The sequence below is a fragment of the Embleya scabrispora genome (genome assembly GCF_002024165.1).
In the GTDB taxonomy this organism is placed as follows: domain Bacteria; phylum Actinomycetota; class Actinomycetes; order Streptomycetales; family Streptomycetaceae; genus Embleya; species Embleya scabrispora_A.
On sequence record NZ_MWQN01000004.1, the window covers coordinates 737,691 to 749,879 of the forward strand.

Consider the following 12,189-nt stretch of genomic DNA (forward strand, 5'->3'; position numbering starts at 1 on the left):
GCCCGACTCGCGTGGTGCGCGCCCGCGCCGCGAACCGCTCCCATTTCTGTACGCGTCGCAACCATCGGGGGTTCAACCGAGATTGTCGCGAGGAAGAATGAACCCGGCGAACCAATGGCGCGTACAAAGGAGCGCCGTGGTTGCACGAATCGAGCGAGAGAGGCGCTTCGATGGCTCGTCCCGGGGACTGGAGTGCGCTCGGCCTCGACAGCGATCCGACGCCCGGCGACGCCGACCGGATCGACCGCGTGATCGCCGCGGAACTGGCGTTCGTCGAACTCGCCAAGACCATCGACAGCGGTCTGACCGAAGTCAAGAACACCTCCAGCGTGATCTTCGTCGGCAAGACCGCCGAGGCGCTGCGCGGCGTCATCGACGGAAACCTGCGCAATTACATCTCCACGTTCAAGAAGGCCCACGAGGACGTACGCGCCGCGCTGACCGCCTACGTCGGCGTCATGCGTCACGAGCAACACCGCGCGGACACCGCGTTGTCCGCCGCGGCCGCGCTGTCGGAGGACGACAAGGAGGGGCGGGCCGCGCACAAGACCACCGCGGAGGACGCCAAGTCGATCCTGTCGACCGCGGCCGACACCGCCGCGCGCAAGATCATGGCCGCCGGCCAGTCCATCGCCTCCCCCGTGGACGAGTGCGAGGAGTTCTGGAAGGCGCTCGGCTGGATCGCGCTGATCCTGGCCATTCCCGCGATCTTCATCGGCGGTCCGCTCGCGCTGCTCAGCATCGCGCTGAATGTCGCGCTCCTGATCAAGACCGCGATCGACTTCGCGCACGGCAAGGCGAGTGTCACCCAACTCGTGTTGGGCATCCTGGGCATGATCGCCCCCACGACCAAGGGCCTGCACCTGGGTCAGCTGTGGAGTGGCATCAAGGGCATCGGCGGGCGCGGGATCACCGGCACCAAGAACTTCTTCGGCGGCGGCGCCAACTCGTTCGGGCTGTTCGGCCGGGTCGGGTTGGGTATCGACGACGCGGTGGCCGCGGCGGGCTCGTGGATCAGGGGCGGCGCACAGGGGCTCAAACTGGGTCCGCTCCTGACCATGGGGCCCGGTTTCGCGAAGCTGGGCGGCGGCCTCAAATTCTTCCCGCTCGGCGCCGAACTCACGGTGATCAACCTGGCCGGCGCGAAGACGTTCTTCGGACTGCGTGCGGTGGCGACCACGCTCAACGCGTTCAAGAATCTGGGCACCTCCATCGCGCACGGCCTGAGCGGCTTCAAGGGACTGCGCCTGTTCCTGCCGGTGGCGGCCGACGAGATGCCCAACGGCCTGGGGCTGGCCTTCCGGATCGGCTTCATCGACCGCGGCGTGTTCGGCATGTACCGCTACGGCGCCTTCATCGACGGCAAGTTCATCGGCGCGGGCTCCAAGATCTCCGCCGCCGCCAACGCCGGGTTCAACGCGTTCGGGCACGGCGGCGAGCTGATCAAGCTGCCCAACGTGCACCTGGGCTCGTTCGACTCGGTGCACTCGGGCCCGCTCGGCGGCGCGTTCGACATGCCGCCGCTGTCCACGAAGTTCACCAACGGCTTCGGCCACTTCGATGTGATCAACCTGCCGTCGCTGAACACGTTCGGCACCGGCTTCCACGCCGGCAACCTCCCCGGCCTGGGCACCTTCATCAACGACCTGGGCGGCCTGAACGCGCTTACCCACCTTCCCGGAGTCGGCGCCAGGATCGCCGACATCCCCTCGTTCTCGTTCACCGGGTTGGGCCTGACCCACCTCACCGGCAACTTCTCCGTCCCGCACGGGATCACCGGCCTCGGCGCCACCGGCGTGCACGCGCTGCCGCCCGCGCTCGGACACATCAGCATCCCCAACCTGGACACCGTCGGCGCCGGCGTGGTCGGCAAGATCCAACTCGGCCTGCCCGGATCGAGCGCGCTGGTGCACGACCTGCCCACGCCGGGTACGAACACGCACACCGGGCTCGACGGGCTCGGCGCCGTCGCTCTCCCGCAACCGGGCCACGTCGCCATGCCGGACGTCACCACGCCGGCCCTGCCACACGTCAATGTGTCCGGGGTCGGCGCCCTCCCGCTCACCACGCACATCCAGACGCCGAACGTCGGCGCGCTGCCGAACACCGGCCAGGTCGCCGTGCCTTCGGTAACCGGCATCGGCGCCCTCGGACACGTCGCGACGCCCAACGTCGGCGGCCTGCCCGCGATCGCCCAGGTGGCGACTCCCCACACGGGCGGGCCGATCCACATGGCCGACGTGAATTCGGCCCACCTCGGCGGCCTGCGTACCGGCGCCGACGGCGAGACCTCCCTGGTCGGGCCCGGCGCGAGCGGGGTCGACGTCAAGGGTGTGCAAGGCCTGGGCGGCACCGGCACGCACATCGACCTCAACGGCAGCCGGGTGGTCCTCGGCGGCCCGGCGTCGGGCCCGGTGGTGCACACCGCGCCGGGCGGCCTGCCGGGTGTTCCGACCGTGTCCGGCGGCCTCACCGGCGGCGCGCACTTCGTCCCGGCGAGCGGGGCGACCCACAACCTCAACGTGTTCATGATGCAGGGCGCGAGCTACGACTTCGCGCACACGTTCCGCACCATCCCGGGCCTGAACGGCGTCGAGGTACGGGTCCTGCCAAGCACGCAGGCCGGCCGCACCGTCGACATCCACATCGATCCCGGCGGTCGCAGCGACCTCTCGGCGGACCACATCACCGTCGGCGACCGGGAGGTGTTGCGGATCGAGCGCAATCTCGGGGACGGCGGCACCCAGCGCTGGGACTACGAGCTGAGCGCCGCGAACAACCATCGCCTCCTCGACGACCAGATCATCGACACCCACGTCACCGGCCCCGTCCCCGGGCAGGCCGTCGAACTGACCACGCTGCCCGCCCCGCAGCTCCCGCACGTCACCACCACCGGGTCGACCGTGCCGACCGTCGCCGGCCCCGGGCAGCGTGTCGTCGACATCCCCGGACTGTCCGGCACGCGCCTGGAGTACCGCGTCGGCGACGGCGGCGGCATCGAGGGCATCCGGATCACCGGCGGTCCGGACGCGGCGCACCTGACCCCCTCGCGTGTGACCGGCCCGGCCGGGAACGACATCGTGCGGGTCGAGCAGGAGATCGTGGCGAACGTCGCGGTGCGCCGCTGGGACTTCGACGTATCGGGTGAAAGCGGGCGGCTCGACCGCATCGAACGGCGCATCACCCTCACCGGCGGCGAACACGACGACACCCTGGTCGCGATCCATGTCGACCACAACGACCGAACCCTCGGCATCACCCACTTCGACGGCGCCAGCAACGCCCTGCACACGGACCCGGGCGCGCCACCGGTGCACTTCAACGACGTGGGCATCGTCGTCCCCACACCCGGCGGCTTCCGGCTCTACGACCCGGCCACCGGTACGCCGTCGGGCTCCGGGCTGCGCCTGATCGGCTCCAACGGCCGGCCCCTGGCGCTGCACGTGCTGACCCCGGACGGCGGCGGCGCCCGCACCCTCGTCGGCGCGGACGCCGCCAGGTCACTCGGCGTCGTCACCGTGCCGGAACACGCGGGCGGCATGCTCCACGTCGTCCCCAACGGCACCGGCCCGACCGTGCGCGTCTTCGGCGCCGACGGCCGGTTCTCGCACAACTCGCTGCCGCTGACCGGCATCGACCGCCTGGGCGTGGCCGGCGGCCACATCCGCTCGCCGCACGTCGGCACGCCCCAACTGGCGCACGCCGACGGCGCGCCGGTGCCCGACACCCATGTCTTCCGCCAGATCGGCAACGAGTTCCGGATCCAACACGCCGGCGGCCGGTTCCACGTCGACGCGGCCGGCGCCCGCGCACACGACGTGGTGACCCTCACCACCCCCGGCGGCGCCGGAACGGGCCTGCACGTGTTCACCCCGGTCGGCGGTCCGAACCGGCTGCCGCACCTGCGCGCGGACGACGGCGCGCCGGCCACGGTCGCGACCGTGCGCACCGTGAACAACACGTTCCACGTCACCGGCGCGAGCGGGCAGCCCCATGTCGTACAGGTGCACGCCCCGGGGGGCGCCCACTCGCATGACGCCCTGCCGCTCACGGGAGGCGGCGCGCCCGGCGGCTTCATCCGGCTGCCCGACGCCGCCGACGGAGCGCCGCGACTGGTGCACGGCGACGGCCGGATCGTGCCGGGGGAGACCGAGGTCACCCCGCAGCACGGCGGCGGCTACCTGGTGGGGCACCCCGGCGGCAAGATCGTCGTGAACAACGTCGGCGCGCACACCCACAACGCGCTCGAGCTGACCGGCGGTCCCGGGGCCGGGCGGTTCGTCCACACTCCGGTGGGCACCCCCGACGTCCCCGTGCCGCACCCGAGCGACCGAAGCGGCGTATCCGACACGAACCTCACCGTCACCCGCGTCGGCGACGAGTTCCGACTCACCGACCCCGACGGGTCGTTCACCGCGCACGGTCTCGACGGTGCCCACCGCTACGACGCGACCCACCTGAGCGGCGGCCCGTTCGACGGCCGGTTCGTGCGCATCGAAGGCGGCACCGACACTCTCGTCGACGAGCATCTCGTCGCCGTCCCCAACGCGCACGTCGTGCGCCAGACCGGGATCACCACCGAGGGGTTCGCGCAAACGACTGCTGGGCCGGGTCGTGGATTCAGGGTCGGCGACGGCACCGATCACATCGTCGTCGACATGCGCGGCGCACACCGCTACGACGTGGTCGGCCTGCGCGGGGCCGACGGCGCCGCGACGCACGAGTTCGTCTTCACCCCGGCCCCGGTCGCCGGGGCGGCGGCGCCCGACCCGCGGCACCTGCTCAAGGGCGCCGACGGCGGCAACCTCGGCTTCTCGGTGGTCGCGCGCCCCGACGGCACACTCCGGGTCACCCACGGGGAGACCGGCATGGTCCGGGGCTTCTCCGCCACCGGCGCGTTCGAGTTCGAGGTGTTGCGCCTGACCGGTGTGGACCGTGTCGACCTGTCGCAACTCGTCCGGGTACACCCCGGCGGGGCGCACACCCTGGTCGACGACACGCTCGCCGACGTCGCGAACACGACCGTGCGCATCCGCCCCGGCGGCGGCTACCACGTCGCGGGCGCCGGCGGCGAGTTCCGCCTGTTCGACCGGACCGGCAACCTCGACTTCCACGTGACCGCGCGCCCGGTGACGCAGGAGGGCGGGATCACCGTGTTCCGGGTGGACGACGGCGCGGGAGTCCACCGGTTCGACATGATCGGGCTGTCCGACGCCCGGATCGGCGATCCCCTGCACACCCGGTTCCTGAGCACCACGCCGGGCGACCTGCGGGTGCTGAGCGGCCATCTCGACCACCTCCCGGGCCTGCGCGCGACCCAGGAACCCGGCGGCGGGTACCGGATCGGCGGCGTCGGCGCGCGTGCCGGCGAGTTCCAGCGGTTCGACCCGGGTGGGCGCCTGGAGTTCCAGCGCATCGACATCGTCGGCGCCCGGGGCGGCATCGACCCGAACCGGCACTTCGAGGTCACGTACCCCGCGGGCGGCGGCGAGGCCACGTGGTCGCTGGTACGCACCGACGCCCACGGTGTCCCCATCCCCACGCCGGGCCGACCGAAGTGGTTCGACGGCGGCGTGGTGGACACGAAGGGGGCGGACGCCGGCCACGTGCACCTGATCAGCCACCTCAAGGTCACCGTGTTCGAACGACGCGTCCTGTCCGATGGCAACATCCTCGACGCCCACCACTCGTCCGCCTCGCTGGGCACCTTCAGTCTGGTCAATCAGCGGGGTCGATGGGCCGAGTTCGACATCAACGGCAACCTCGTGCACGAGGGCACCCGGCACTGGGGTGAGAGCACCCGCAGCTGGTTCGACGTCAAGAGCGTGTTCGGCTTCGACGTGCGGGTCCGGCACTTCCAGCTCAGCGCGGACGGCGGGCACGTGCTGGCCGATCTGCGCCACCACCCGGCGACCCAGGGCTTCGCGGCCGACACCAGGTGGGTGCGCTTCGACGCCGACTTCCGGGCGATCGCGTCCGGCAACCGGCACTGGGACTCCGGCCTCGGACGCGGCTGGACCGACACCATGCGCCACCCGATCACCAACGAGATCGTCACCGCCCAGAAGAAGTTCGGCCGCTTCCAGCTCGGTCTGCACAACGTGCGCCGCTACCACCAGCTCGAACTGGGACCGGACGGCGTCCCCTCGCGCGACTGGGTCTCCCGGCACGCCGACGGCAACATCAACGGGCTCGGCAAGACCCTGCACAACGGCGACTTCCTCACGTTCGAACGTTTCGCCGAGCAGCGGCCCCCGGTGTTCTTCCGCAACCTGTTCAGCGGCGAGTTCCGCGTCGCCGACCTCTCCCGGCACCCGTGGCTGGCCCACGACAACCGGCTGCGCGTGGGCACCTGGAAGCAGGAGCCGGCGGGCGGCGGTCCGGAAGGGCACGGCGTACAGTTCATCACCAACAACAAGACGGTGATCGACGTCGCGCACACCGGCGACATCGTCCGCGAGGTGCGCCCCCTGCACAACGGCACCACTCTCACCGTCGGCGACGTCCGGATGCCCGAGGTCGCCGGCGCGCAGGTGGCGCACCGCCCCGGCTACCTGCCGTGGACCGAGGGCGCCGACGGCCTGCACGGCCACCGCACGTTCCACGAGGGCGACTTCGTCGTCACCCCGGGCACCGGCGATCGCCAGATCACCTGGCAGGACCGGATCACCGACGACGTGGAGGACGGCGACTGGTACTCCCCCGGCACCAAGGAGTGGCGGGTGGTGCGCACCGGCCTCTCCGACGGCACGGTCATCGACTACCGGCCCAGGCCCGCCGTCGGCGCCGCCGACGGCGCGGGGCCGAACACCCGCGGCCTGTTCGACACCCACGCCGGGAACTGGATCCGGTACGACCACCACGGCGTGGTCGTCGCCCGGATGGACTCCTTCCCCGCTCCCGACGGAGTGGGACGCGTCGAGATCATCGGCACCATGGGGCGCAACCCGCGCGAGTTCCGGTGGCACGACGCGCTCGATCCCACCATCGGCGGCAAGCGCATCACCGCCTTCGAACGGCAGATCTCGCCGTGGCACTTCGACCGCGAGTCGTTCCAGGACTTCGACGCGGGCGGCAACCTCATCCGCGACCACCGACAACTCGGCGAGGGCCTGAGCGTCCAGGGATGGAAGGGTGTCGACGCCGCGGGCAACGAGGTCTGGCACTGGAACAAGCTGGACGCGAACAACAACGTGATGCACTTCGGCGACGGTGTCGGCGATCGTGTCCGGCACTGGTTCGACCGGCACGGCAACCCGCTCCCCGGCTGGGAGAAGGGCGCCCGGTGGTCCGATCGGATCACCAGCCTGGACCACCAGGTCGTGCAGGAGATCCCGGCGCGCAAATACACCAACGCCTTCCGGGACTTCTTCACCGACAGCCCGTTCCGGGTCCGCGACTTCCGGCCCACTCCCACCACGGAGTTCAACCGGCACCTGTGGCAGGAGTCCGACCAGGGCATCATCGCGCAGGCGAAGGTCAAGCTCGCGGACGACACGTTCCTGGAGATCAACAACTTCAACAAACACGCCCGGCGCTACGACATCGACGGCATCACCGTCATCAACGAGCGCACGATCCCCGGCTACATCCACGAGTACAACGCCGACGGCGGCATCATCATCGGTCGCGAGACCCACTTCACCGGCCTCGCCAACGAATACCGCGCCCTGAACCGCACGTTCCGCGAACCCAACCGCTGGGGCTACGGCCCGTCCGTGGACGGCGAGGTGGTGCCGGAGCCGTTCATGCTTCGCGCGCTGCAGTCCGTCGGCATCGACATGTCCCACGAGTTCCTGCTCGACTTCACCGTGAACCTCCTGGTGCTGTCCATCATCCGGTTGCGCGCCGGCGGCGGGTTGAGCATGATCGACGTCGGCCGCGCCGCGTTCGGCGCCGCGTTGAGCTCGATGACCAAGGGCACCGTCTCGTCGGCGCACCTGGCGGCCAACCGGGGCGGCTGGAAGGTGTACTGGTCGAACATCGACTACGGACAGCCGGGGCCTTGGCGGCCCAACGACGACAGTGCCAACACCGAGTGGGCGGCCAACGAGCGCCCGGTGCGCTGGCGCGGAGGCACGTACGAGTTCGCCGTGGGCCTGAGCACCGGCGCGGTGGCGGGGTTCGTCAGCGGCGCGGCGCAGTCCGCGATCTTCGGGGTCCGCCGTGCCGACGGCGCGATCATCAAACTCACCGGCGGCGACGCCGCGTTGGCCGGTCTGGCCTCCATGGTCGGCGGGGTCCTGGGCACCGTCTCGGTGGGCGCGCTGCGGGCCCTGATCCAGCACTCGATGGGCAGCCGGTGGATCCACCGCCAAGGGCCGGCGGACATCTTCCTCGTGGGCGGGCTGGGCAAGATGGTGGAGAAACTCTTCGGCCTGCTGGTACTCAGCCCGGCGACCGTGCACTGGATCGGCCATGTACCGGACGGCACCTCGTCCGACAACCTCCTGCCGGGATCGGGAACGGGTGGCGGATGAGCACTACGGCAATCCACGTCGATCCCGGGGGCCGCCGCAGCCGGCGCACCATCACGGCAGCGCTCGCCGGCGCGCCCGCCGGCGCCGAGATCGTGATCGCCCCCGGCGAGTACCCGGAGACGCTGCGCCTGGAGCGGCGGGTGGTGCTGCGCGCCGAGCACGGCGCGGGCACGGTCGTGGTGCGCGCGCCCGGCGGCGTCGCGCTGACCGTGGCCGCCCCCGACTGCGTGGTGCGCGGCCTCGTGCTGCACGGCGCCGACCCGGCGGAGCCGGTGGTGCGGGTGGAGGACGCGGCGGGCCTGACCCTGGAGGGGTGCGAACTCGACCGGGGCCGGGTGGAGGTGGTCGGCTCGACGAGCGCGGCCGGCGCCGCGCACAACGCCGCGCTCGGGTTCGCCGACACCCTGGAGGCCGACCTCGGCGATCCGACCGGCGGCGGCGTCCTGGTGATCCGTCGCGGCCGGCTGCGCGGGGCGCGGCACGGCGCGCTGGTCCTGGCGGGCGATGCCCGGGCCCGGATCGAGGACACGCTCGTGGAGACGATCGACGGCGTCGGCGTGGCGCTGTCGGACCACGCGGTGCTGATCGCCGACCGGTTGCGGGTACGCGACACCTCCGGTTCGGCGCTGCGGGTACGCGGCGACGCCCGGCTGCTCGCCCTGGACACCACGCTCGACCGCGCCGGACGCAACGGCGCCCTGGTCGAGGACCGCGGCGAACTGCGCATGGTCGACTGCCGGATCCGCGCGGCGGGCCGCAGCGGCGTGCAGGCCGAACACGAGGCGCGGGTACACCTGAACGACTGCCGCGTCACCGACGCCAAGGCCAGCGCGATCGCCACGGGCGGCGCGGCGCACCTGAGCGCGGACGGCTGCCGGATCGAGGCCCCGGCCGGCAACGGCGTCGTCGCGCTCGGCGTCTCCGAGGTGACGATGACCGCGTCGCTGATCACCCGCTCCGGATTCACCGCGATCCATCTCGGCGAGAACTCCCGGGCCCGGATCGGCGGTTGCCGCCTCGACCGCAGCGACGAACACGGCCTCGCCGTGGTCGCGGCCGCCGAGGCGAAGATCGCCGACCTCACCGTCACCGACGCCGGCATGTGCGGCGTGCATGTGGCCGACGCCGCCGGATTGACCATGCTCGCCTCACGGATCGACGGCGGCGAGACGGGGGTTCGGCTGCGCTCGGCCACCGAATCCGAACTGCGCGAGTGTGTGGTGAACCGATCCCGCCGCACCGGCGTCGAGATCGGGGCGGACGCGGTCGCCACGCTGTACGCGACCCGGATCGCCGAGAGCGGCAGCGCCGGGGTCAGCGTCGAGTCCGGTGCCCGGCTGCGCATGGACGGCGGCGGCATCTTCGCCGTCGCCGGCAGCGGACTGGTGCTCGGGCGCGACGCGACACCGACCGTGCGCGGCATCCGGGTGGACGGGACCGGCAAGAACGGCATCCTGTTCGGCGACGGCGCGGGCGGCCTGATCGAACACAGCGACCTGTCGGCGTGCGCCTACCCCGCGCTGCACATCGGCCGCGACGCCGAGCCGAGGTTCGTCGGCTGTCGGATCTTCGACTGCGCGCGCGACGTCGGCCACTCCGACGGCGCCCGCCCGGTGTTCGAGGACTGCGTGTCCGTCCGGGTCGAGACCTCCACCCTGCCCGACTCGTCGCCGGGCACCCCCGGTGCCCCGCCCCGGCCCACCACACCGGCCCCGATCGGCCGGGTCGCCCCGGTCGGCGCGAGCCCCGCCCCCGCCGCGCCGGCGGTGGTCGACCTGGCCGAACTCGGCGAGGCACCGCCGCCGCCGGAGACCCTGGACGACCTGCTCGCCGAACTCGAAGAACTCGTCGGCCTCGGCGGCGTCAAGCGCGACGTCGGCGGCATGGTCAAGCTGATGCAGACGGTGCGCATGCGCCAGGAGGCCGGACTGCCCGCGCCGCCGCTCAGCCGCCACCTGGTCTTCGCGGGCAACCCGGGCACCGGCAAGACCACCATCGCTCGCCTGTACGGCCGGCTGCTCAAGGCCCTCGGGCTGCTGGAGCGCGGCCACCTCGTCGAAGTCGACCGCAGCTCCCTGGTCGGCGAATACGTCGGGCACACCGGCCCGAAGACGACCGAGTCGTTCAACCGGGCCCGGGGCGGCGTGTTGTTCATCGACGAGGCGTACGCCCTCGTGCCCGCCGGCGTGGCGAACGACTTCGGCGGCGAGGCCGTCGCGACCCTCGTCAAACTCATGGAGGACCACCGTGACGAGGTCGTCGTGATCGTCGCCGGATACCCGGACGAGATGGAGCGGTTCATCGCGTCGAACCCGGGTCTGTCCTCCCGCTTCACCCGCAGCCTGCTGTTCGACGACTACTCCGCCACCGATCTGGTGCGCATCGTCGAACACCACGCGGGCCGGCACCGCTACGAACTCAGCACCGCCGCGCGCAAGGCGCTCGGCGAGTTGTTCACCGCGATGCCGCGTGGCGCGCAGTTCGGCAACGGCCGTACCGCGCGGCAGGTGTTCCAGCAGATGACGGAACGTCAGGCAATGCGCATGGCCGATCTGGACGCTCCGGACACGCGGCAGTTGATGGTCCTGGACGAGATGGATCTGCCGCGGTTGGTGGGCTCGGATTGACCGGGTTTCGTCGGCCGATCCCGGTGCCGACGCATGGCTTGTGGCCGATGGCTCGTGGCTGATAGAGGAGTAGTTCGTGTCCGAACCCAATGAACCCAACACGCTTGCCCCGCCGGGCGGTTCGTCCGCGCCTACGGCGGCCGCGGGAGCCGCGCCGTCGTTCGCGCAGGCGTATGCCCGCCGGCCGCCCCGTCCGGCGCGCGGCCTCCTGCCCGGGCGGCGGGTGTGGATCTCCCTCGCCTCCGCCGCCGGCATCGTCGTCGTCAGCACGCTGGCGGTGACCGTGGCCCAGAGCAGCGCGAGCGGCGATACGGCGAACCACCACCGCACGGTCTCGGCCGTGGGCGCCAAGACCGGCGCGCCCGGCAAGGGCGGCGCACCCGGGGCGAACGGAGCCGACGGCCTGCCGGGTGCACCCGGAGCACCCGGGGCACCGGGAGCCCCCGGGGCGGACGGGCTGCCCGGGGCGAACGGCCTGCCCGGGGCCGACGGAGCGCCGGGTGCTCCGGGCGCACCGGGACAGGCCGGCCCCGCCGGAGCGACGACCCCGCCGGCTGCCGATCCGCCGCCCACGACGCAGCGCCCGGTCGCACCGCCCGCGCCCAAGCAGACGCCGGTCAAGCAGCAACCGCGCACCGAGGCACCCAAACCCCTGGTCGGCGGCCCGGGACCGCAGATGCCGCCGGCGAAGAGCACCGTCCCCGGCAGCCCCCTGCGCAACCCGGCCTCCGGGAAGTGCCTGAGCGGCTCGTCGGGTTCCGACGGCACGCCACTGATCCTGTGGTCGTGCAACGGCGACGTGAACCAGAAGTGGGACATCCGCTCCGACGGCACGATCCGCACCAAGGGCCTGTGCATGGACGCGGCCTGGGGCGGCACCGCCTCCGGCACCATCGTGCAACTCGCCTACTGCAGCGGCAATCCCGCGCAGCAGTTCGCGCTGCGCAACAACACCCTCTACACGAAGACCGCCAACATGTGCGCCGACATCTGGAACAACAACTCCGGCGACGGCGCGGGGATCCGCCTCTACCCCTGCCACGGCAACTGGAACCAGGCCTGGATGCGTTGATCGCGAACCC

At 71.9% G+C, this 12,189-nt stretch carries 3 protein-coding genes; all 3 read left to right on the top strand.

Translation table 11 applies throughout. From position 1 onward, the window contains the following. Window positions 1-170 precede the first annotated feature (170 nt). The 3 genes from B4N89_RS43755 (at window position 171) to B4N89_RS43765 (ending at window position 12,179) form a co-directional block, all read left to right on the top strand. Window positions 171-8,480 (top strand): hypothetical protein, encoded by an 8,310-nt coding sequence (locus B4N89_RS43755; RefSeq protein ID WP_078982173.1) that lies wholly within the window; start codon window positions 171-173, stop codon window positions 8,478-8,480. Then, window positions 8,477-11,107 (top strand): right-handed parallel beta-helix repeat-containing protein, encoded by a 2,631-nt coding sequence (locus B4N89_RS43760; RefSeq protein ID WP_078982174.1) that lies wholly within the window; start codon window positions 8,477-8,479, stop codon window positions 11,105-11,107. Before B4N89_RS43755 ends, B4N89_RS43760 begins: the two co-directional genes overlap by 4 nt. A 76-nt stretch (window positions 11,108-11,183) precedes the next feature. Beyond that, window positions 11,184-12,179, top strand: coding sequence for an RICIN domain-containing protein (locus tag B4N89_RS43765; RefSeq protein WP_078982175.1), 996 nt, complete (start codon window positions 11,184-11,186; stop codon window positions 12,177-12,179). Window positions 12,180-12,189: the final 10 nt, after the last annotated feature.